This is a genomic window from Aquimarina amphilecti, from assembly GCF_900109375.1.
GTDB lineage: Bacteria > Bacteroidota > Bacteroidia > Flavobacteriales > Flavobacteriaceae > Aquimarina > Aquimarina amphilecti.
This window is the reverse complement of sequence record NZ_FOAB01000003.1, coordinates 515440-537326: the sequence shown is the minus strand read 5'-3', so window position 1 is coordinate 537326 and position 21887 is coordinate 515440. Positions and strand designations below refer to the sequence as shown.

Below are 21887 nucleotides of genomic sequence, written 5' to 3'. Positions count from 1 at the left end.
AATGTATTTATGATGGTATTCATAAAGTATTGCAGATTCCTATTATTTTATTTCCACTTCGAGTGGATGGAATTCTCCTCCGGATAATGGAGGAGAATTTTTATGAATGTTATTTCAATTTTTTGTCAGATAACCCTAGTCCTTTAGCTAGATTAAACAGATTACTAAATAAAGTGTTTTCTTCTTCATTGGTAGACTTCTGTTTTAGATCCATCAGAATGTTAGCTATCGTTAGGTTTTTGATGTCTTCTGAAGAGACCCCATATTTAGTAGCAAATTCTTTTACTTTTTCTAAAAGATTTCCTTTTATATCATCGCTTCCTAAAATGGCATCTTTTACATCCTGAATATTATCAGAGTGTTTTACTAATCTATCAAATCCTTTAGCTTTAGTAATTTGACCAACGATTTGATCAAAGAACATAGTCTCTCCACCTACGATATCAATATTAGCAGCTTTTAGGGCTTCTCCGATTACTTCTGCTTGTGCATCTGCGATCTCTTTATGGATATTTATTTCAGCTAAGTCTACTTGTAATTCTTTATCTAATCGTAATTTAAACTCTTCGTGTTCTTTACCAACACCGTCAAGTTTTTTCATTGCTTCTGCTTTCTCTTCTATTCCAGCTGCTTCTGCTAATGCAATTTCTTTATCACCAATTGCTTTGGCAAGTGCTTTTTCTTTGATTACTTCAGCTTCTGCTACACCTTCTTCTTTTAGGGCTTCTGCTTTGGCAGAGATTCCTGCAGCTTCTGCTTTGGCTTTTTTCTCAATAATAGAAGCTTCTACAATACCTTGACGTTCATTTGCATCAGCTTTAGCGTGCATTACTTGAGCTTCAGACATTCCGATTGTTGCTTCTTCTTTAGCAGTTGCTTCCGCTAGTGTTTTACGAGCTTCTGCTTCTTTTTCACTAGCTTCTTTTTGTGCTTGTGCTTCAATGTTTATTTCTTCCGCTTTTTGTTTAGCAGCTTCTTTTTGTGCTTCGGCAGCTTTGATAGTTGTAATTAATGCTTCTTGAGCATTTGCTTCGGCAACAGTAATTTTTACTTGCTTATCACGATCTGCGGTCTTAAATGCCTGAATATCTTTCATATTCTCTTGCTCTTCTACCACACCTTTTTCTAAAGTAACGCGATCACGAATTACATCTTGAATGTTTTTCTTCTCAACTTCTACAACTTTTTCTTTTTCGATCTGAGCCAAGGTTACAATACGCTCACGTTCTGTAGCCTCTAGCATTCTATCTTTTTCTACTCTTTCTGTTTCTACAGCATCAGTACGTTGTTTGTTTTTCTCTGCTACGATGATCTGGCGTTGCATATTTTCTTCTGCAACTTTTACTTTTTCTTGTGTAGCAATACGAGCAGTTTCCGATTTTAGTCTTTCTTCTTCTGCGACTTTAAGTATTTCTGCTTCTTCGCGAGCAGTTATGTTTGCTATTTCTCTTCTTTGTTGTTCTTCTTTTTCTGCTAATTGCTTGTCTAATTCTAAAATAGCTTCACGCGCTTCTACATCTTGTTTACGAATCACTTTTTCTTCATCACGCTTGATTAGGTTAGCTTTCATGTTTTGTGCAGCGGTTAATTCGGTAATTTTTTTGATACCTTCTGCATCTAATATGTTGTCCATTTTTAAGAACGAAACAGGTGTTTGCTCTAAATAGTCAATAGCACAATCTTCTAATGTGTATCCATTAAGATCAGTACCTATAATGTTTACAATCTCATCTCTAAATTCACGTCTTGCCTCATATAATTCAGTAAATTGAAATTTCTTCCCTACTGTTTTTAGAGCTTCTGAAAACTTGGCTTCAAATAGTTCTTCTAAGGTTGATACTTCAGATGCTCTCTCGCAACCAATTGTTTGAGCTACTTTTTTAATGGAATCTACATCGCTATTAACCCTTACGAAAAAGGCTACTTTTATATCTGCCCTCATATTATCTTTACAGACTAATCCATCTCCTCCTAAACGTTCTATTTGAATTTTCTTAACGGATATATCCATAATTTCCACCTTGTGGAATACAGGAACTACGTAAAGCCCTTTGTCAGTAGCTACCTGGGTACCTTTAAATCCTGTTCGAACAAGAGCTTGCCCTTGAGGAATTTTTTTATAAAACATTGCGATGATCGCAAAGTATACAATGATTAAGAATAGAATTAAGCCTATTCCTATGCCAATGAATGGTAAGATGTTTGTCATAATAGTTTAGTGTTTATTAGTTTTTAATTTCGGTTAATTCATTAATTTTTTTAATTCCTTTTGAATCTATTATGTTACTAGGATTTAGAAACACAATCGGTGTTTGTTTTATGTATTCAATAATACAATCATCAAGTATATACCCATTGAGCTCTTTTCCTATTAGAAGTAAAATTTCGTTCTTAAATTCTGCTTTTTTATCATGTAAAACTTCATATTCATATGTAAAAGCAATAGTTTTTATAGCTTCTGAGAATTTTGCTCGGAATATGTCGTTTATTTTCATTTGATCAAAAGTTGTTTTACAGCCAAAAGCATTTGAAACTCGCAAAATATCATCTGGAGTAGTAGAAATTCTTATCCAAAAATTGATTTTTATATCTACCCTTATAAAATCTTTACAAACAACCCCTTCATTTTCTTTGTGTTCAATATTTAATTGTTTAGTAGTAAGATCTACGTATTCTAATGTGTGAAAAAATGGGATTGCATATACTCCTTTATGTATACCAATTTGTACTCCTTTAAGTCCTGATCTAACAATTGCCTGCCCTTGTTTTGGTTTTTTGTAAAACTTTAAAAAAAGCACAAAATAAAACGTAATAAGTAATATTATGAAGCTAATTACTATACCCATAAATGAGAGTAAGCTTTCTTGCATTATTAGTCTATTTTAATCGTTATAAGATTGTACATAATAGAAGTTCTTGTCTCCTGATCGTTTTATTATCAAAATCTCCTGATTATAGTTTATTTGCTCTCCGTTTAAAGATTTAACATATATAGACATTGGATTTCCTTCTACTACTACTTCTGCGGAACCCATTTTGTCTTCTGATATTGTTGATTGAATTACTCCTTTTCTACCTATTAAATCGATTGGAGCATCTCCATCTTTATTTAGGTTTTTAAAAAAACTTTTGAAAGGAGTGGTAAAAACTTTAGTGATTAATAGAGAAGGAATAATTCCTCCGAGGAAGAAAATGAATCCAATATCATTATTATAGCTATGAGTCAAACTTGTTGATATCGTAGTACATAACCACCATATAAATATCCAGCATGTGAATGTGAACATAAATGGTAGACCAACAAAATTGAAGTAAATCAAAAGAATTTGCCACCATTTTAAAGGTTTTCTTCTTTTTCCAACAACATCTTCTTTATTAACTTCTGTATTGGCAATATCTTCAAAATCTAGATTTCCACCTTCGATATTACTATCAGTATCCATATCCAGATCTAAATCTGCATCGACATCGACATCAATGTCTACGTCAACATCTAGATCAAAATCAACTCCTGAAATCATTGTAAATAACCAATACAAGATTAATAAAATCATAAGTATCGTTAATACTATGTTTACTTGCGAAAAAGCTATGTCGACCAATTCTTTCAATGTCTTAGTTATTTAGTTAATTAAAAAAATATTTAGTTATCTCTCTTTTCAAAATCTTCTGTTTTGTAAACTTTAATTCTTCGAATAATTAAGTAGATCAAAGAGGTAATCAGAAATGCCCAAAAAAGTCCTACAAATAAAATTTCCATATCCTCATTATTTAAGTTTTACTGCAGTTCCATATGCTAAAATTTCTGATGCTCCCTGCATCACCATAGAAGTTGTTAATCGCACATTAATAACTGCATCCGCTCCTAATCGTTGCGCATCCTGATTCATTCGGCGCAACGCTTGCTCTCTGGATTGCGCTTGTAGTTTAGTATACTCTTCAATTTCTCCACCAACTATGTTTTTTAGTCCTGCAAAAACATCTCTACCAATATTTCTTGCTCTCACTGTACTTCCTCTTGCTATTCCTAAAATTTGAATTACTTCTTTATTAGGTATCTTTTCTGTCGTAGATGTTACCATGATTTATTAGTTTTTTTGTTAATAATTTGCTGAATGGACTAAAAGTGTCTGGGTATTAGTAGCTTTTATTTCTTTTTGTTATTCAGGCCTAATTGCTCTTTTAGCTTAGCTAAATCATCTTCTGCATTCGTTTTTGTAATATCAACAGCTTTGTCAAGCTCATCATCTATAGATTTTGATGCATTAGCGATATCTCCATAAGCTTCTGCTAAAGCTTCTTCTTGATTGACCTTATCCTTCATTCTTTCTAACATAGATACTGTACTAGAACTATCAATTTCTGCCATTTGTTTATTTACATTTTTAGTAGCTGCAGATACTTTTACTCTTGCTTTTAGAGTTTTTAACTCATTTTCCCACTTGCTTATATTCTGTTTGATTTCTCCTACATTCTTTTCTAACTGAGATACAGAACCTTCGAATTTTTCTGTTTCAACTTTACCACGAGTTACATGCTGTAGGGATTCTTCTTTTTTGATCAATGCTTCTTTTGCTAATCGATCAGCTTCTACGCTCTCTAAATCTCCATTTTGTGCTTTTTTAAGAATAAGCATTGCTTTTTGCTGATAATCTTCAGCTTTTGCAGCAAACTCTTCGGTGTCATTTTTAGAACGGATAGCTAATGCTTTTACTTGAGCTAGAGCTTCTAAGCTTTTTTCGAGATCAATTTTCATATCTCGTATTCCTTGCTCAGTCATTTTGATTGGATCTTCCATCTTATCGATAGCAGAATGTGCTTCTGCTTCACCTATTTTAAATAGTCTTTTGAAAAAGTTCATAATATTAATATTTTGAAAAATTTATAATTTGTTGCGAGTATTCACTTAATAATAGACTTAAAGAGTTTAGAGTTCCTTCTAATTCATTTAAATCAAGATTTTCTAACTGTAAAGTATCTCTAAAGATTACCTTTTCTCCAGTTTCATCCAGAACAAAAGCTCCATGAACGATATCCCTGTTTTTTTGCAGTAAACTGCGATATACCAGTTCGTTTTTGTTTTTAATATTGAAAATATGCTGTTCAATAATTAATATTGGTAATGCTACACCAATAATTAGATTTTTAATTCCTTCATTTTCTTTACTGATCATAATAATTCCATCGCCACTGTTTTCGTGAATGATGTTAAAATTAAGTTTCAATAAGTAATCTTTCACCAGTTGGAAGTGATCTTGCATGTGATGGTTGTTTTGATTGATTATTAGTAATTTATTTCTTGTTTCTGACCTAGTATCAATATTACAAAAAGTAAGATAACTTTTCTACTATATCGACGGCTAAATTGACAATGTACTGTACTAAGGATATCATGGGTATGTTGTTGTTTTAGGATTAATGAATTAGTTGTTTGCTAAAGTTTTTAGTAAATGTTTCGATTTTGCCCAAAATCTATATACTTATAAAAAGTATTTCTACTAAAATTAGCATTTAATAAATATATTAGCTAATATTGTTAGTGTAAAAGTACAATAAATTTTTATAATTGCAAATAAAATTAGCAAAAATGTCATTTTTTGGAAAAAATATTAAAAAAATTAGAAGCGTTAAAAGTTTAAGTCAGCAAGCTTTTGCTGAGCTTTTTGACCTGAAAAGAGGGACTTTAGGCGCTTATGAGGAGGGTAGAAGTGAGCCTAAGATAGATACGATAATTAAAATAGCTAATTATTTTAGCATAGAAATAGATAAGTTGTTAACTAGTGAGTTAACCGTAAATGAGCTTTTAAAATTTAAGGGAGATCTTACAACATATGCAGAAGATGTAAAGCGTGAACAGTTTGCCTTGATTCCTTGTATTACGGAAAGTACATCTAGTGAGTATATATCATTATATGGTAAAGAAAACTTTGTCAAAGAACTCCCTACGATTCAATTACCGGTGAATCCAGCTAAAATTTTTAGAGGTTATACAGTATTAAATTTAGAAATGACTAATCATGATCAAGGATTCTATCCAAAAGATATAGTGATTGGAGAGCAAGTACCATCAGATGTTATTAAGAAACTGAATAATGGAACGCTAGTGGTTGCTTTAACAGATACTAAACTAATCTTTAGAAGGCTGTACATTACCAAAAATAGTGTTGTATTACGTGCGGATCATAAAAATATCGAAGATGATGAATATCCAATTTCTGAAATTAAAGAAATGTGGAGAGTGCGCTATGTGTTTTGTAAACGTATCCCTGAATTTGCAGATGGGATGGAAGGGAAACTACAGATGATAGAACAAGAATTATTTAGAATGAAGGAAAAGTTGGGATAATTATTTTATCCATAATATATAAAAAAAGAGGAGCGAATGCTCCTCTTTTTTTGTTTTATAACCTAGTAGTAAAAATAGACGCATTCAGCTGTTTTTTGACCCGATTGGACAGAATCTACTTTATAATACGATAGTGTGAATCTACATTTGTTCCATCATCAATCAAGAAACGAAAAGTTATGGAAATCAAAAAAACACTATTCTTTATTATGCTTGTCATAGTAAAAACGATAAGTGCTCAAAACTCTATTGCGGGGAGTATCATTGATCAAAATCAAGAGCCCTTAATATTTGCTAATGTTATTCTTTATCAAGATAAAGTAGATCAAGCTATTTCAGCTATGGCCACAGGAGAAAAGGGAGCGTATTTTTTCGAAAACATTAAAGCAGGTGTCTACCGAATCGAAGTATCCCTGTTGGGTTATGAAAGTAAGGTGTCAGAAGCCTTTAGCTTTAGTGATGAAAGGAAAGAATTGTCAATGAATTTTGTATTACAATCAGAACAACTAGATGAGGTATTGATCACTTATAAAAAACCAATTATCAAACAAACTGCGGAAAAATTAATTGTTGATATCGAAAAATCTGAAATGATTAATACAAATCTACAGGATGTGATGAAAAAAATTCCAGGAGTGATTGTAACCAATGGGAGTTTAAATTATGGAGGACAAGGAAATATAAGAATATTGATCAATGGAAAAACAACAGATTATATGGATGTTTCATCTCTCTTAAGAGAAATGCCAGCTGACAATATAGCTAGAGTAGAGCTGATACAACAACCAGGAGCTGAATATGATGCGGAAGGGTCTGGACCATTAATTAATGTTATTTTAAAGAAGAATGTAAAATTAGGTACTCATGGAAATATAAAAAGTACAATCGGATATGTCGATGATTTTACTTATGGGACTAGTGCATCTGTAGCTAGCTATAAAAATAAATTAAATTGGCAGGCTAGTGCAGGTTACAATAAGTCTTCTTGGCGAGAAGATTTAATTATATCAAGGCAGGTATTAGATGAGACTTATAATCAAACATCTATTTCGCCGTATGATCCAGAAACTTTTAGGGTAAGTGGTGGTTTTGATTATTATGTGAATGATAAAAATACAATTGGCTTAAATGCAAATCGAATTCAGTCGTTATCAGATAGAGTTACAAAAAATAATACAACAATTATCAATGGTTTATCATCAACTTCATTATTGACGGATAATAGTTATGACAGAGATAGGGTTACTTATACTGTAAACCCCTATTATGAATATGATAATGAAAAGAATAAAGTAACATTAGATTTTAATTATATTGATTATACTTTTGAAAACGAAAATAATCTGTTTAAAACCGAAGAAAGTATAGTAGATTATGATGATCAGCGATATTTTCAAGATGCTAATTATGAAATATTTACTTATAAAGGAGATTATAAAAGAACACAAAATGATGATTTTAGTTGGGGAGCTGGAGCAAAGTATTCGCAGGTAAATTCTGATAGTGATCTACAGGCTTTTACCGAAAATGACCAAGGAGAATTTATAGATAATGCAAACCAAAGTAATCGATTCTTAATAGATGAAAGTATTTTGGCTGTGTATTCAAAGTTTAATGCAAAATATAATAAATGGTCTTTTTCAGGTGGATTACGTTGGGAAGAAAGTGATACAGAAGGAACTTCGATCACTCAGAGTGAAACAAGATCCAGAAAGATCTCTAAATTATTTCCAAGTGTAAGTTTAGGGAGAGAAATAACTGAAGAACTTGGGGCTAATGTAGCGTATAGTTATCGAATACAAAGACCATCATATAGTTCTTTAAATTCATTTGTGTATTATTATGACCCATTTACTTTTGAAGAAGGGAACCCAAACTTAAAACCGGCCTTTACTAATAGCTTCCGTTTTAATCTTACTTATGAAGACCAGCCTTTTTTTAGTGTTAGCTATGGACAAACAAAAGATGCTTTATTTGAGATTATTACTCAAAATGATACATCGGCAGAAACTTCTCGTTCAGTTATAAACCTTGCGGAAAACAATAATTTTACAGCAAGCTTATTTGGACCATTGGATTTTATAAAGGGATTAGATGGGTATACAGGAATAATTGTAAATTATAATGAATACAAGTCAGAAAGGTTAACACCTGCGTTGGATTTATCAAAATGGAGTTTAACGTGGTATACTAGCGCAGAGTATAAATTACCTTGGGGGATAAATTCTGAAGTATCTGGATATTATTCTACGGGTGGTTTAGAAGGACAAATAGATTATGAATGGATCGCAGGAATAGATGTTGCTATAAGTAAGAAGTTTATGAATGACCGTTTAAAGGTTAGTATAGAATTTGAAGAAATTCTGAATAGAAAATTTTATGGTGCTATTAATTATGACAATGTGAATGCAACTATTGTAAATAATTGGCCAAGACAAAATATATTTTTTCAGCTAAATTATAATTTTGGTTCTAAGTTTAGCAAAAAGAAAAACAGAAGTAATGTGTCTGAAGATGAACAGCAGAGAATAGACGATAAAAATTAAAATAACGTAGTATGATAAAGTTTATAAAACAGTTTAGCGTTATTGTTCTAATTGGTTGTCTTTTTATAAGTTGTGCTTCTAAAGACGGTGATGTAATAGATAGTTACCTAGGTTTTGATATACCAAAAGATTCATTAGATGCTTTTATAAAGGCTAAAATGAATGAATACAAAATTCCGGGGATTTCTATTGCAGTAATAAATAATGGAGCAGTAGTGTATCATAAAGTTGATGGATATGCTAATGTAGAAAAGAATTTACCGGTAACAAAACAAACAATTTTTGAAGGAGCTTCTATGTCAAAACCAGTATTTGGTTTTTTTGTAATGACATTTGTTGAAGAAGGATTACTTGATTTAGATAAACCATTGTATCAATATTTAGAATATCCTGATATCGCTTATGATAAACGGTATAAAAAGATTACGGCACGAATGGCATTAAGTCATCAGGCTGGTTTTCAGAATTGGCGTGAGGATGATGATGATAAGATTCTAAAAATTCAGTTTGAACCAGGTACGGATTATTTTTACTCTGGAGAAGGTTATCAATATGTAACTCAAGTATTAAAACATATTTTAAATACTGATGATGACGGATTGGAAGCGGAGTTTCAGAAGCGAATTGGGAAATCAGTAGGGTTGGAACATTCTGTCTACATTCAGAATAATTATACCAGAAAACATAAAGCAGAACCATATGACGAAAATAATGACTGGGTAGATTGGAAGAATAATTATTGGGTAAAAAAAGAAGATGGAATTTTTTCTTCACCTGCTTCTATTCACTCAGAATCATTAGATTTTTCCAAATGGATGATTGCTGTCATGAATGAGGAAGTGTTATCAGAGAAAAGTTATGAGGAGTTACTCAAACCCCATTCTAAAGTTCCTTATGATGATTTTGATGTTAGATATACACTTGGTTTTACAAATATATTGCTGCCTTTTACTGATATTTACTGTCACGGAGGAAATAATATAGGGTTTACTAGTTGGTTTCTTTTGGATCCCAAAAAGGATTGGGGATATGTTTTATTTACTAATTCTGAATATGGAGAGCAATTAGGACAAGACGTGCTCTTTTATATGGCAGCCGATCCAAGTAGAACTAAATTGTATATAACTTTGATGTTGATTTCAGTTTTTCTCATTCTAATTGTAATACTAGTAATAAGAAAAATGATTAAGCGTATTAGGAAGTATAAAAATCAGAAGGTTTAAACTATGGATACTAGATTAAATAGATCGGACTACTTAGTAATTATCATTGTATATGCTGTCACGATTTTTTTTAATTGTATTGATTATTACCGTTCAGAAAATCTTCTGATAGAGTATCTAATTGATATTCCTTTAGCTGCAATACTATCTTTTGTTATCATTTTGATTTTTATGTACTGGCTTATTCCAAGTTTTATAGTAAAACAAAAAAAATATATTCAATTTGTAGTTCTAGGTCTTGTTATTCTATGCTTTTTTGGTGCTATTGATTTTGTCTCGGGATATTGGACAGGTAATGGAGATTGGGATAAGTTTCCAAAATGGTATGATTTTTTACTTCAAAGTTTTTTTAGATTGTCAGATGATGCCGGTTTCGTTTTTGGGATTCTATTAGCTAAAAAATTCTATGAAGGACAGGCTCAGTTTTTTAATGTACAGAAACAGCAAAAAGAAAATGAATTGAAGCTGCTAAGATCTCAAATAGACCCTCATTTTTTATTCAATAATTTGAATACATTGGATGCTCTAATCGATAGTGATACAACAAAAGCAAAAGAATATATCAATCGTCTATCTCTCATTTATCGGTATTTGATTCAAACTAAAGATGCTGAGGTTATGGAGCTTTCTGAAGAGATTTCTTTTGCAGAAAACTATATTTTTTTAATAGAAACCAGGTTTGGAAATGACTATAATTTTCGAATAAAAAAAGAAGTATTACTTAGAGATAAATTTCTTCCGACTGGAGCTATACAAACATTGCTTGAGAATGTTGTAAAACATAATAGAATTGACAATGATAAAACCATCAATGTATTAGTAACTATAGAGAAAAACTGGTTAACTGTTATTAATACTAAGTCTAAAATTAAATCAGTGGAAGAATCATTTGGAACGGGATTGAAGAATCTAAAAACTCGTTATAAGTTATTATCAGATGTAGAAGTTCAGGTTACTAGTACTGATACCGAATTTAAAGTTTCAATTCCTATAGTTCAATTAAGTAATGAATCATAAAACTATGACTATTTTAATTCTGGAGGATGAAATTCCCGCATATCAAAAACTGGTATCACATTTAGTTACTTTTTTTGGTGAGCCTGTTTTACATGATTGGTCACGCTCTGTTTCGGAAGGAGAAAAATTCCTTGTCGAAAACACATATGATTTCATATTATCTGATATTCAGTTGTTAGATGGTATATCATTTGATCTATTTAATCGAATAAAGGTAGAGAGTCCAATAATTTTTTGTTCAGCTCATGATGATTATTTATTTCAAGCTTTTAACACCAATGGAATAGCTTATATTTTGAAACCATACTCTCGAGAAGATTTTAAAAAAGCTCTAGAAAAATATCAATCATTATTTAAACAAGGAACCTATAATTCTTTAGATAACACGACAATTAATGCGCTAAAATCAGCAATACAACAGGGACAAGATGAATATAAAAAACGTTTTGTTATCAAGCGAAGTAAAGGTATTCAATTGTTAAATGTTGTTGATATAAGTCTGCTAGCAGCTTCTGGGGATTTTTGTGTCGCTACAGATTCATTTGGCAAAACTCATCCAATTTTAGAGAAAATAGGAGTTTTAACTAAGCAAATGAATCCTAAAAAATTCTTTAGAATTAATAGAAGTCAGATTATACATATAGAATACATAGAAACAATTGAGAATCATTTTAAAAACAGATTGTTAATACAACTAAAAGGTGTTAAGGAAAAGGTGATGACTAGTTCTTCTACTACTTCGGATTTTAGAAAATGGATTGAACAATAATACGTGAAAACAGGTTTTTGGATAAGTTCTGGCTGTGAAATTATAAATTTCTCCTAATTAGAATGTTGCTGATTTTTTTTTTGATATCTTCAATCGTTATTAAGCGATTTAAGCTTAGATGTTAAAATTATTGCAACTTTATTTCAATGGATACAATTTTTGATGCGATCAGATCAGGTAATTTAGAAGGTGTTCAAAGCTTTCTTACGAAAGATAGTAGTTTAGTTAATACAAAGGATCAAAGGGGATCTACACCTCTTTTATTATCTACTTATTATGGGTTTCTTGATATTGCCAAACTTATTATTAGTTATAACCCTAATATAAATGAACAAGATGCATCAGGAAATACTGCTCTAATGGGCGTGTGTTTTAAAGGACACTATGAAATCGCAGAATTATTAATTACTTCGGGTGCAGATGTAGATATTAAAAGTTACAATGATGCTACTGCTTTAATATTTGCAGCAACTTTTGGTCAGAAAGAAATTATAAAATTATTGATTAAAAAGGGAGCAGATGTAAATGTAAAAGATAATAAGGGGTATACAGCGGAGATGCATGCTAAGAATCAAGGGATTGATTTCTCAGAATTATTGAACGTAATCTAGTGAGTATTAATTCTATTATACAACATATAAAATCGGTTAATATACGTTCTACGGATATAAAAAGGCGTTTACTAATGTCTTCGTTAACAGTGGTTACTTTTGAATCTTTTCTAAAAGATAGTATAGGAGATGAGGTGCTTATAATAAATACGAATGTGGGCATGGAGATATATTACCATTCTGAAAACGATTATGGTAATTTTATTAAAGAGAGTACTCTTTTATATACATTAAAACATATCGATAATACGAAGCTGAAATTTAGAAGTTCAGTTAACTCGGATGAGGTAAAGAAAAACTTTATTGAGGCGATCATTACTTTTGCTAAATACCCTCAGATGTTTTTAGCATATACTAAAAAGTTTATTCATCTTAGAGATACCAATACTAAGAGTGAGTATGTAATGCCTATTTTGGATGGTTTTTTTGAAGATGCGATGGGGCTATTGGCCGAAACAGGAAAGGTTCCACATTACGAAAAAATACAAAAAGCAAAAAATAAATCTCAGAAACTAGATGCTAATCAAAAAGTGATTTATGATCTAATTTCTGAGATTTTATTAAAGAAACATAGGAATTAACTATGCTTAAAATTCAGCGTTTAATGGAGTTCTTGGATAAGGAATTACATCTCTGATATTACCCATTCCAGTAACAAATAACACTAGTCTTTCAAAACCTAATCCAAAACCACTGTGTTTACAAGTTCCAAAACGACGAGTGTCTAAATACCACCATAACTCTTCTTCAGGAATATTTAAGGCAGCCATTTTTTCTTTAAGGACATCAAGTCTTTCTTCACGTTGTGACCCACCTACGATCTCTCCAATCCCTGGAAATAAAATATCCATAGCACGAACAGTTTTACCATCTTCATTAAGTCTCATATAAAAAGATTTAATGTCAGCAGGATAATCAAATAATATAACAGGACACTTAAAGTGTTTCTCTACTAAAAAGCGTTCATGTTCACTCTGTAAATCTGCACCCCATTCGTTAATTGGAAATTTAAACTTCTTCTTCTTATTTGGCTTAGAGTTTTTCAAAATTTCGATAGCTTCGGTATAACTTACTCGTTTGAAATTATTTTCTAAAACAAACCTTAATTTATCTCTAAGTGGCATTTCTGCTCTTTCAGCTTGAGGTTTTTGCTTATCTTCCTGCGCAAGACGATCTTCTAAAAATGCAAGATCATCCTGGCAATTATCTAAAACAAATTGGATTACATATTTTATAAAATCCTCTGCTAAATCCATGTTACCATCTAAATCACAAAAAGCAACTTCTGGTTCTACCATCCAGAATTCTGCAAGATGACGTGAGGTATTGGAATTCTCCGCTCTAAAAGTAGGTCCAAAAGTATAAACCTGTCCTAATCCCATAGCATACGTTTCGGCTTCTAATTGACCAGATACGGTAAGATTGGTTTCGCCACCAAAGAAGTCTTGTTTGTAATCTACTTTACCGTTTTCATCCTTTGGTACATTATTAAGATCCAGATTGGTTACTTTAAAAGCTTCCCCTGCACCTTCTGCATCACTTTTTGTGATTACCGGAGTGTGAACATAATAAAAATCGTTTTTTTGAAAATATTCATGAATAGCGAACGATAATTTTGATCGCATACGCATAATTGCTCCAAATGTATTAGTACGAACTCTAAGATGGGCTTGCTCTCTTAGTTTTTCTAAACTGTGACGTTTGGGAGAGAGAATAGTTCGTTTCAATTCTTCAGAATCAGCTTCACCCTCAATTTCAATATTTGTAGCTTTTATTTCTACACGTTGGCCTTTACCTTCACTTTCTGTAAGTGTCCCAATAATAGAAAGAGCAGCTCCGATATTTATTTTTTCTGTAACCGAAGCATCTATAGTGTTATCTTCAATTACACATTGAATATTATTAATTGTTGATCCGTCATTTATCGCTATAAAACGATCATTACGAAAAGAACGAACCCATCCTTTTACACAGACAGGCTGCAATAGTTTGTCACTTTGTAGTACGTCTATTACTTTGGTATGTTTCATCAATTTTATTTTATATATTTTACATCTATTTGATGTAATGCACATACGTTATTATTTAACTAATAATAACGTTGCGCCATTTTTTTGTTTCTTCAGCTTATTAGGAACTACTTAAATTTTAATTTCTTCTGTATTGTCAATATAAAAATTCAAGGTAGCAAAGATAAATTTTTAATCGAATTGATGCATAGTCTTGCTCTTCAAAAAAAACTTAAATTCTATTGATGGGTATTTTCATTTTTTAGGGATTACAAAAATTATGTCATTTTAACTGGTTATAGAATCCGACGGTTTTTTCTAGAGTAATTCTATGTAAAAACCGTAAAAGAATACTTTTTCGGGGAAAAAATAGTTTTTTTTAATGCTTTTAATGTGAAAATGAATAAAAATTCCTACATAAAAATATTACATAAAATATTTAAAATCAATGATTTGGTGTTTTTTATTTAAAATTTAGATTACAAAAAAAAAGTTAAACCTTTGTTTATTTTATCGAAAGGGGGAAATCCCCCCCTTGAATGGGTTTCAAAATACAAAAAGGGGATGTATATTGCATATGCAATTATGACGATTGTGTTTACGTTAAGTTTAGTTCGATAGGTTTTGGGGTAATCTATCTTACACGGAGTCTCGCTAGTTTACTAGTGAGACTTCTTTTTTGAAGTAAAAATGTATGGAATAATATTATTGCTGTTGTTCTTTTTCTTCCTCTTCTTCAAGAAGTTCATCATCACTTGCTATGATTTTCAGAGCAGGTTCTTTCAAAGTCTTTTTGTTGGCTATACTTCGTTCTAAAGAAAGTAATAAGGATGGGAGTAGTAGAAGGTTAGCTAACATTGCGAAGAGTAATGTCGCTGATACTAATCCTCCTAATGCTTTGGTTCCACCAAAACTTGAAATCATAAATACAGAGAAACCAAAGAATAAAACCGTAGAGGTGTAAAACATACTGACACCTGTTTCTTTAAGAGCAGCAAAAACTGATTTACGAATCCTCCAGTGATTTGATTTTAATTCTTGCCTGTATTTGGCTAAGAAATGAATAGTATCATCTACAGAGATACCAAAAGCTATACTGAAAACTAATATAGTAGAAGGTTTTATTGGAACGCCTAAAAAGCCCATTAAACCTGCTGTCATAAGGAGAGGTAGAAGGTTTGGAATCAATGAGATAATAATCATTTTAAACGATCTAAACATCCAAGCCATAAAAAGAGCAATCAGTACAATTGCTAATCCTAAAGAGAATATAAGGTTCCAGACTAAATAAGTGGTTCCTTTCTGAAATATTAATGCTTTACCAGTAAATGTAACTTCGTATCTATCTTTTGGGAATAGTTTTTCTAGCTTTGGAGCTAAATTGGCTTCTATTCTTTCCATTTCTTCGGTACCCACATCCTTCATAAATGTAGTGATTCTAGCATATTGCCCTGTTGAATCTACATAACTGTTCATAGCTCCAGCCTCTGATTCGAAGCTTTTGGCATATGGTAGAATGAAATTACGTTCTTGACTTGTTGGTAATTGATAGTACTTTGGGTTTCCATTATAATAAGTCTGCTTAGCGTATTTTACTAAATTGACTATAGATATTGGTTTGGATAATTCTGGTGTTTCTTCAATCAATTCTCCTAGTTGTTCCATTCTACGTAATGTAGGCAGTTTTAGAACTCCTTGTTTGCGCTTGGTATTAATTAATATCTCCAAGGGCATGATGCCATCAAATTCATCTTCAAAAAATTGGATATCTTGGAAAAAACCAGCTGATTTAGGCATGTCTTCTAGTAAACTTCCAGAAACTTTAATTGTATAAATACCTATGATGCTTGCAATTAATATAATTACAGAGGAAGTATATATAGTAATTCTACGGTTTTTAACGGCGTGCTCCATCCAGTTTACAAGTCGCTCAACCCATCTCTTACCTAGATGTTTTAAATGCCTTTCTTTTGGTTGAGGCATGTAGCTGTAGATAATCGTAATTACTAATAAGCATAATATAAATAGCGCAATTATATTTATTGCTGCTACGATACCAAACTCCTTTAGTAGTTTGCTTTCCGTTAAGGCGAAGGTTGCAAAACCGGCGGCAGTAGTAACGTTGGTCATCAAGGTGGCATTCCCGACTTTGGTAATAACACGTTGTAATGATTTAGCTTTATTACCGTGTTTTTTTATTTCTTGTTGGTATTTGTTTATTAAAAAAATACAGTTTGGAATCCCGATAACGATTACTAGCGGAGGAATAATAGCAGTAAGAACTGTAATTTCATATTCTAATAAGCCTAATAGCCCAAATGCCCACATAACACCAATGATTACTGCAGTCATTGAAATGAAAGTCGCTCTGAAAGATCTGAAAAAGAAAAAGAAAATTAGTGAGGTAACTAGTAGTGCTGCTAGAATGAATATTTGAATCTCATCCATTATGTTTTGAGAATTCATAGTTCTGATATACGGCATTCCAGAAACCTTTACATCCATACCGAATTTTTCCTCAAACTCTTTAATCCTGGGATTTAGGGTGTTTTCAATGAACTTTTTTCTAACAATCGTATTAACAATATCCTTATTTAAATAAATTGCACTTTGTATTGTGTTCGATTTATTACTGTAGATTAGACCTTCATAAAAAGGAAGTTTGTTAAACAGTTCTTCTTTGTACTCTAAAACTTTTTTATCAGTATATATACTATCTTTTATAAAAGATACCAGCTCAAATCTGGCAGGTTTATCCTTTTTTTCAAGTGTTTTTAGATCACTTATAGAGATTACTAGGTCAATCTCACTATATTGTTTGAACGAATTATTAAAGTCATTCCAAGCCTTTAATTTTGTTGGTGTAAATAGAGAGCTATCATTTACAGCCATGACAATAAGGTTACCTTCATCTCCAAATTTCTCTAGAAATTCCTGATACTTAATATTTACTTCATGATCATCCGGAAGAAGGTTTGCTTCGGTAAAAGAAAACCGCATGTTTTTCCATTGAAAACCGAGAAAAACGGTTATTCCAATAATAATGATAAATATAGCTGCTCTATTACGGAGTATAATTCCAGCTAATGTATTCCAAAACCCGAAAGTTAATAACTTTGCCATTCTCTATTTTCCTTGTGCAAATGTAAGAATTTGAGGTTTTAATACTTAAAAAATATTCAAAAGAAAATGAATAAATAATAATGTATTAAAGCTTTAAGTAAAATGTAAATTTGAAAGCAATGTTGTCTTCTAGTTTTGGTAGATGATACGCACCATATCTATAAGCAAAACTTAATCCAAAACCAGCAAAAAGTTTATTGATTTCAAATCCAGATTCCTGATATCCTTGTTGTAAAGAATTGAAATCAACACCTTGGTGCTTGTCTCGATTACTTACATCTCCAATAGCGTACCTGGTGATTAAAACCATTTCCGGCTTAAACCAACTAGATATTTTAAATGGCCTTAGTCTGTGTCTTATTTGTAGAGTAGCTAATCTATCGCTAAAAAACTCACTAAAATACATGGTTTCAAAACTTCTACGACCAGCAACAGAAAATCTCTGAAAAACAGTTTCTTTTGTTGGAGCATTTGGATATGCGTGATATAAATGTGTTAATGGGACATCACCACTAGCAATGTCTGCTTCTAAGAGTAGGCTAGTACTAGATTGGTTAAGACGATTAATAATGTACTCCGCTTTGACCCCGATCTTGCTATAATTAAAATCACTGTCAAATATTCCTTTGTACCCTTGAGTGTATTGAGCTGTTATTTTTGGATACCCGTCTTGTATTTCTTTAAAACCGTTTGGTGTTTTTAAGAACTTACTAAAAGGACTCCATCTAAGTGCAATTGTGGACTCTGCTGTTTTGTAACGGGAGAAAGAATTACCATTGTCAAGATACGTATAGCCTCCTGTTTGATCAATATTGCTTACAGAAAATTGAGTTTCAGATAATAATTTAGGTAAAATTCTATGTTGTAAGCTTGTACTCCAAGTCCTATGCTTGTAATAAAAATCAATATTCACTAGACGTGGTTCGAATAAGGAATAAACACGCCTATCTGTTAGATAAAAGAAACTTCCTACTTCCTTAAGATCGTCTGTGTAATTCACGTTTAGCCAGGACCCAGAATCTTTATTGAGTAAAACACCTCCGCCAAGTCCAAACTTAAACCTACCATCTCTAAACCCATAAACTAAATAACCTTCGGTACGAAATCGTTTAGAAAACTTTTTATTCGTTAAACCTCCAATTCCCAGACGTAGACCCTCGAAATTATTATATTTTATAGGATAGGTCAGGTCAAAGTCAAAAAAACCAACAGGATAATATCCAATATTGAAACTTTGAATTACATCAATTCTTCGTTCTATGTTTTGTGCCTGAACGATACTGTCTATTATAGGGAAGGATTTTAAGTCCTTTGCGGTAATTGCGCTTGTGCGATATTGGTTCCAATAATCTTCATCCCTGGTAGTGGCTTCGGGATCTATTTCTATAGCAGATTGTTGTAGTTTAATTTTGATATCTTTTGTTGTATTGTAATCAAAGAAGTCTGTTTTGGAAATTAGAAAATCATTATTGCCAGTAAAACTTTTCTTGTCATTCCCTAATCTACCAACTGATATTTGTCCTCCAAACAAAGTTACTTTTTGTTTTCCAATGCCAGGTCTTATTGTAACTTCTTGATTCAGTGGAAACCATAATTTTTCTTCAGAATTATATTTGAAATTATGTTTCACTAAAACATTAAGTTCGCCTCTTAATTCTGCAATTGCTTTTTGGATAGCAAGTGTCTCCATATCTAAATATAAAACACCCTCTAAACCAGCAATTTTTTTAGATCTTCTAGGTTGAAACAAAATTACATATGCAGGCCTTTTTCCTTGTGTAGTATCTAAAACTTTATAGTAATAATTTTTAAGAGCGCGGTTAGATAGTGGGCCTGCGTACCTATTATTAAATATTACATAATTTTCTTTGTACAGCGAGTTAGACTGAATTTTGATGCCTAAAACATTGTAAACGGGCTTGTTAAAACCTGTCATTCTTGAAGCAAGAACGGTTTCTTTTTCATCACGGCCCTTGTTGAACTCGTGTAAACTTACTTTTTCTGAGAGAAAAGAATGTGCATCATTAAAAATCTTTTCCATATCTACTCCTGTGGTATCAGGAGTTTCAAATCTAGCTTGGTTGTCTTCTGTAATTTTAAATTTGTTATAAGTTCTGTAGCTATAACTCTTTAAAGCCTTGTTTGGATTATTTTTTATTTTATTGTTAATAGCTTCTTTGATGATGTTAGAAGCAACGCTTCCTGGGATGTCAATTTTTACCGTTTCTAGATTCTCTGATTTAGGGGAAAGCTGTATTTCTACTTTAACGATATCTTCCGATTTAATAGAGAAATTCTTGGTGTTATACCCTATGTAGCTAACAGTTAGCTTTATTGGATAGCTCTCACATCGTATTACAAATTCTCCAGTTGATGAAGTTAATGCATACGTATTATGATCAGTTTTTACAGTAGCAAATGGTAAGGGTTGGTTGGTGCTTTGGTCAATTACTTTTCCGGTAATGCTAATTTGAGATAGTACAACAAAGTGAGTAAAAAATAATAAACAGAAGAGTTTGTTTTGCATTATCCGATTTGATTCATAGTAATTGAAGTTATACAAAAGTGTTTCGTCAACAAAACACTTTTGTATAATATTGTTTTTCGAAAAAGTATTATACAGTCATAATTTCTTTTTCTTTAACAGATAACATTTCATCAATTTTTTTGATATAACTATCTGTCAATTGTTGAATATCTGATTCAGTGTTTTTGGCCATATCTTCCGATAGACCATCTTTTTCTAATTTTTTTATTTCATTATTAGCGTTCTTCCGATCATTACGTACACCAACTTTTGAATCTTCAGCTTCAGCTTTTGCTTGTCTTACTAGTTCTCTACGACGTTCTTCTGTCAAGGGAGGTACGCTAATGATAACACTCTCTCCATTGTTCATAGGATTGAAACCAAGATTCGCTACCTGAATAGCTTTTTCGATTTCCTGAATTAGAGATTTTTCGAATGGTTGGATGGTAATTGTTCTAGCATCTGGCGTATTTACGTTTCCTACCTGATTTAATGGTGTAGGGTTTCCGTAATATTCAACCATTACACCGCTAAGCATAGCTGGAGAAGCTTTTCCAGCTCTTATAACAATTAATTGTTTTTCTAAATGGGCTATTGCACCCTGCATAGATTCTTTAGTTGAATCCAGAATAAAATCTACTTCTTCGTTCATCTTAATATAATTCTTTTCTTAATTAGTTGATCAAAAAACGAGCCACCTTTTGTTTTGTTAGAGATTTACCTTTGTTCCGATAGACTCACCAGAAATAACCTTTAATAGGTTTCCAGTTTTATTCATATCAAAAACTATAATAGGTAATTCATTTTCTTGACTTAATGTAAAGGCAGTTGTATCCATAACCTTAAGTCCTTTTCTTAAAACATCATCAAATGTAATAAAATCAAATTTAGTAGCTTGAGAATCCTTTTCGGGATCTGCTGTGTAGATTCCATCTACTCTTGTTCCCTTAAGAATAACATCTGCATTAATTTCTATTGCTCTTAATACAGCTGCAGAGTCCGTTGTGAAATATGGGTTACCTGTTCCTCCTCCAAAAATTACAACTCTTCCTTTTTCTAAGTGTCGTATTGCTCTTCTTTTAATGAATGGCTCTGCTACTTCATTAATTTTTATTGCTGATTGCAGTCTAGTAGGAATTTCAGCATCTTCTAGGGCACTTTGTAAAGCTAGTCCATTAATTACTGTAGCAAGCATTCCCATATGATCTGCTTGTACTCTGTCCATACCTTTACTGGCTCCTGCGACACCTCTAAAAATATTACCACCTCCTATAACAATAGCAACTTCTACACCTTTGTTTGTTATTTGCTTAATTTCGTTAGCATATTCTGCTAGTCTTTTAGGATCGATACCGTATTGACGATCTCCCATCAGGGCTTCTCCTGATAATTTTAGTAATATTCTATTGTATTTCATCATTTGCTTGAACTGTGGTGCAAATATAATGATATTCTTAATTTAGAAAATACTTTAATAAGTAAAGGTAAATCTTAAAATAAAGAGTTGAAAATATCGTATGACGAATAAAAAAGGGTTCTTTTCCCCTGATGTCCCTATTGATTGGTTCTAGAGAATGTTATAGGTTTGTCACAGGAAAACAAAATAGAGGGAGATGAGGGATATTTTTGAAATAGTGAAGAAACATTTTTTGAACTTACAAATTCACAATAGTGTAATTTGTATTCTAGACTGATTGGGGAGTTAGTCTTTTTTGG

The 21887-nt window shown here is 31.9% G+C and carries 18 protein-coding genes; 7 read left to right on the top strand and 11 right to left on the bottom strand.

All coding sequences use genetic code 11. From position 1 onward, the window contains the following. Positions 1 to 109 precede the first annotated feature (109 nt). From BMY33_RS10070 to BMY33_RS10045, 6 genes are all read right to left on the bottom strand, one after another. Positions 110 to 2209 (bottom strand): flotillin family protein, encoded by a 2100-nt coding sequence (locus tag BMY33_RS10070; RefSeq protein ID WP_091407988.1) that lies wholly within the window; start codon positions 2207 to 2209, stop codon positions 110 to 112. A gap of 16 nt (positions 2210 to 2225) precedes the next feature. Further along, the gene (locus tag BMY33_RS10065) at positions 2226 to 2870 is read right to left on the bottom strand and encodes an SPFH domain-containing protein (protein ID WP_091407986.1); all 645 of its coding nucleotides are present in this window, start codon (positions 2868 to 2870) and stop codon (positions 2226 to 2228) included. Between the two features lie 12 nt (positions 2871 to 2882). Further along, positions 2883 to 3554, bottom strand: a complete 672-nt coding sequence (locus BMY33_RS10060) for a hypothetical protein (protein WP_170837054.1) — start codon at positions 3552 to 3554, stop codon at positions 2883 to 2885. A 213-nt stretch (positions 3555 to 3767) separates the two neighbouring features. Beyond that, complete coding sequence (locus BMY33_RS10055) at positions 3768 to 4082, bottom strand: YbjQ family protein (RefSeq protein ID WP_091407983.1); 315 nt, start codon at positions 4080 to 4082, stop codon at positions 3768 to 3770. A gap of 65 nt (positions 4083 to 4147) precedes the next feature. Beyond that, entirely contained in the window at positions 4148 to 4861 is a 714-nt protein-coding gene (locus tag BMY33_RS10050; RefSeq protein ID WP_091407982.1) for a PspA/IM30 family protein, read from the bottom strand. 4 nt (positions 4862 to 4865) lie between these two features. Further along, entirely contained in the window at positions 4866 to 5261 is a 396-nt protein-coding gene (locus BMY33_RS10045) for a type III secretion system chaperone family protein (protein WP_027393404.1), read from the bottom strand. Between the two features lie 326 nt (positions 5262 to 5587). On the opposite strand from BMY33_RS10045, the gene BMY33_RS10040 reads away from it, so the two are divergent. The 7 genes from BMY33_RS10040 to BMY33_RS10010 all read left to right on the top strand — a co-directional run bounded on the left by BMY33_RS10040 (position 5588) and on the right by BMY33_RS10010 (position 13093). Beyond that, entirely contained in the window at positions 5588 to 6346 is a 759-nt protein-coding gene (locus BMY33_RS10040; RefSeq protein WP_091407980.1) for a helix-turn-helix domain-containing protein, read from the top strand. Positions 6347 to 6525: 179 nt separating this feature from the next. Beyond that, positions 6526 to 8892: an outer membrane beta-barrel protein gene (locus BMY33_RS10035; RefSeq protein ID WP_091407979.1), complete on the top strand. Its 2367-nt coding sequence runs from the start codon at positions 6526 to 6528 to the stop codon at positions 8890 to 8892. Positions 8893 to 8903: 11 nt separating this feature from the next. After that, entirely contained in the window at positions 8904 to 10115 is a 1212-nt protein-coding gene (locus BMY33_RS10030; RefSeq protein WP_091407977.1) for a serine hydrolase domain-containing protein, read from the top strand. 3 nt (positions 10116 to 10118) lie between these two features. Continuing rightward, positions 10119 to 11132, top strand: a complete 1014-nt coding sequence (locus BMY33_RS10025; RefSeq protein ID WP_091407976.1) for a sensor histidine kinase — start codon at positions 10119 to 10121, stop codon at positions 11130 to 11132. Between the two features lie 4 nt (positions 11133 to 11136). After that, on the top strand, positions 11137 to 11901 hold the full coding sequence (locus BMY33_RS10020) for a LytR/AlgR family response regulator transcription factor (RefSeq protein ID WP_170837053.1): 765 nt from the start codon (positions 11137 to 11139) through the stop codon (positions 11899 to 11901). Between the two features lie 146 nt (positions 11902 to 12047). Further along, positions 12048 to 12512 carry an ankyrin repeat domain-containing protein gene (locus tag BMY33_RS10015; protein ID WP_091407973.1) on the top strand — a complete coding sequence of 155 codons (465 nt, stop codon included), beginning with the start codon at positions 12048 to 12050 and terminating at the stop codon, positions 12510 to 12512. A 74-nt stretch (positions 12513 to 12586) separates the two neighbouring features. Continuing rightward, positions 12587 to 13093, top strand: coding sequence for a hypothetical protein (locus tag BMY33_RS10010; RefSeq protein ID WP_091407971.1), 507 nt, complete (start codon positions 12587 to 12589; stop codon positions 13091 to 13093). 6 nt (positions 13094 to 13099) lie between these two features. Here the strand turns inward: BMY33_RS10010 and asnS are convergent, their stop codons facing one another. From asnS to pyrH, 5 genes are all read right to left on the bottom strand, one after another. After that, complete coding sequence (gene asnS, locus BMY33_RS10005) at positions 13100 to 14542, bottom strand: asparagine--tRNA ligase (RefSeq protein WP_091407970.1); 1443 nt, start codon at positions 14540 to 14542, stop codon at positions 13100 to 13102. A 684-nt stretch (positions 14543 to 15226) separates the two neighbouring features. Beyond that, positions 15227 to 17644 (bottom strand): efflux RND transporter permease subunit, encoded by a 2418-nt coding sequence (locus tag BMY33_RS10000; RefSeq protein WP_091407968.1) that lies wholly within the window; start codon positions 17642 to 17644, stop codon positions 15227 to 15229. Positions 17645 to 17729: 85 nt separating this feature from the next. Beyond that, positions 17730 to 20171 carry a DUF5686 and carboxypeptidase-like regulatory domain-containing protein gene (locus BMY33_RS09995; protein WP_091407966.1) on the bottom strand — a complete coding sequence of 814 codons (2442 nt, stop codon included), beginning with the start codon at positions 20169 to 20171 and terminating at the stop codon, positions 17730 to 17732. Positions 20172 to 20259: 88 nt separating this feature from the next. Beyond that, positions 20260 to 20823 carry a ribosome recycling factor gene (frr, locus tag BMY33_RS09990; RefSeq protein ID WP_091407965.1) on the bottom strand — a complete coding sequence of 188 codons (564 nt, stop codon included), beginning with the start codon at positions 20821 to 20823 and terminating at the stop codon, positions 20260 to 20262. Positions 20824 to 20880: 57 nt separating this feature from the next. Continuing rightward, positions 20881 to 21588, bottom strand: coding sequence for a UMP kinase (gene pyrH, locus BMY33_RS09985; protein WP_091407963.1), 708 nt, complete (start codon positions 21586 to 21588; stop codon positions 20881 to 20883). Positions 21589 to 21887 lie beyond the last annotated feature (299 nt).

Bases quoted from the DNA above. Each gene is read 5' to 3' on its own strand.
- BMY33_RS10070 (WP_091407988.1), bottom strand. From the start codon at position 2,209: ATGACAAACATCTTACCATTCATTGGCATAGGAATAGGCTTAATTCTA.
- BMY33_RS10065 (WP_091407986.1), bottom strand. From the start codon at position 2,870: ATGCAAGAAAGCTTACTCTCATTTATGGGTATAGTAATTAGCTTCATA.
- BMY33_RS10060 (WP_170837054.1), bottom strand. From the start codon at position 3,554: ATGATTTTATTAATCTTGTATTGGTTATTTACAATGATTTCAGGAGTT.
- BMY33_RS10055 (WP_091407983.1), bottom strand. From the start codon at position 4,082: ATGGTAACATCTACGACAGAAAAGATACCTAATAAAGAAGTAATTCAA.
- BMY33_RS10050 (WP_091407982.1), bottom strand. From the start codon at position 4,861: ATGAACTTTTTCAAAAGACTATTTAAAATAGGTGAAGCAGAAGCACAT.
- BMY33_RS10045 (WP_027393404.1), bottom strand. From the start codon at position 5,261: ATGCAAGATCACTTCCAACTGGTGAAAGATTACTTATTGAAACTTAAT.
- BMY33_RS10040 (WP_091407980.1), top strand. From the start codon at position 5,588: ATGTCATTTTTTGGAAAAAATATTAAAAAAATTAGAAGCGTTAAAAGT.
- BMY33_RS10035 (WP_091407979.1), top strand. From the start codon at position 6,526: ATGGAAATCAAAAAAACACTATTCTTTATTATGCTTGTCATAGTAAAA.
- BMY33_RS10030 (WP_091407977.1), top strand. From the start codon at position 8,904: ATGATAAAGTTTATAAAACAGTTTAGCGTTATTGTTCTAATTGGTTGT.
- BMY33_RS10025 (WP_091407976.1), top strand. From the start codon at position 10,119: ATGGATACTAGATTAAATAGATCGGACTACTTAGTAATTATCATTGTA.
- BMY33_RS10020 (WP_170837053.1), top strand. From the start codon at position 11,137: ATGACTATTTTAATTCTGGAGGATGAAATTCCCGCATATCAAAAACTG.
- BMY33_RS10015 (WP_091407973.1), top strand. From the start codon at position 12,048: ATGGATACAATTTTTGATGCGATCAGATCAGGTAATTTAGAAGGTGTT.
- BMY33_RS10010 (WP_091407971.1), top strand. From the start codon at position 12,587: ATGTCTTCGTTAACAGTGGTTACTTTTGAATCTTTTCTAAAAGATAGT.
- asnS (WP_091407970.1), bottom strand. From the start codon at position 14,542: ATGAAACATACCAAAGTAATAGACGTACTACAAAGTGACAAACTATTG.
- BMY33_RS10000 (WP_091407968.1), bottom strand. From the start codon at position 17,644: ATGGCAAAGTTATTAACTTTCGGGTTTTGGAATACATTAGCTGGAATT.
- BMY33_RS09995 (WP_091407966.1), bottom strand. From the start codon at position 20,171: ATGCAAAACAAACTCTTCTGTTTATTATTTTTTACTCACTTTGTTGTA.
- frr (WP_091407965.1), bottom strand. From the start codon at position 20,823: ATGAACGAAGAAGTAGATTTTATTCTGGATTCAACTAAAGAATCTATG.
- pyrH (WP_091407963.1), bottom strand. From the start codon at position 21,588: ATGAAATACAATAGAATATTACTAAAATTATCAGGAGAAGCCCTGATG.